Here is a 399-nt window from a genome sequence, read left to right on the forward strand (position 1 = left end):
GGCCGGTCGAGGCCGGGCTCGACCGTTTCGTCGCGTACGGTAAGGACGCCGATTTCATCGGCAAGGAGGCCGCGCTCGCCGAGCGCAGAGAGGGCGGCAAGCTTCGGCTGCGCAGCTTCATCGTAGAGGCGACCGATGCCGACGTCATCGGCGACGAGGCGATATGGCATGAGGGCGCCGTGCGCGGCTGGGTCACGTCGGGCGGCTATGCGCACAATTCGAAAAAGTCGGTTGCCATGGGCTATGTGCCCAAGGAAATCGCCGACAGACCGGACGGTTTCGAGATCGAGATCCTCGGCAAGCGGCATGCGGCGCGCATTCAGGCGACGCCGCTGTTCGATGCCAATTTCGAGCGGATGCGCGGCTGGAGCAATTCCAGGAAAACCGCTTCGCACTTTT

General features: G+C 63.9%; 1 protein-coding gene. It reads left to right on the forward strand.

Translation table 11 applies throughout. The annotated features are described in order from the left end of the window. On the forward strand, positions 1–399 hold a 399-nt coding region (locus EN852_RS35725), incomplete at both ends, for a glycine cleavage T C-terminal barrel domain-containing protein (RefSeq protein ID WP_135879672.1).

The sequence above is a fragment of the Mesorhizobium sp. M2E.F.Ca.ET.209.01.1.1 genome (genome assembly GCF_004010375.2).
Classification (GTDB): Bacteria; Pseudomonadota; Alphaproteobacteria; order Rhizobiales; family Rhizobiaceae; genus Mesorhizobium.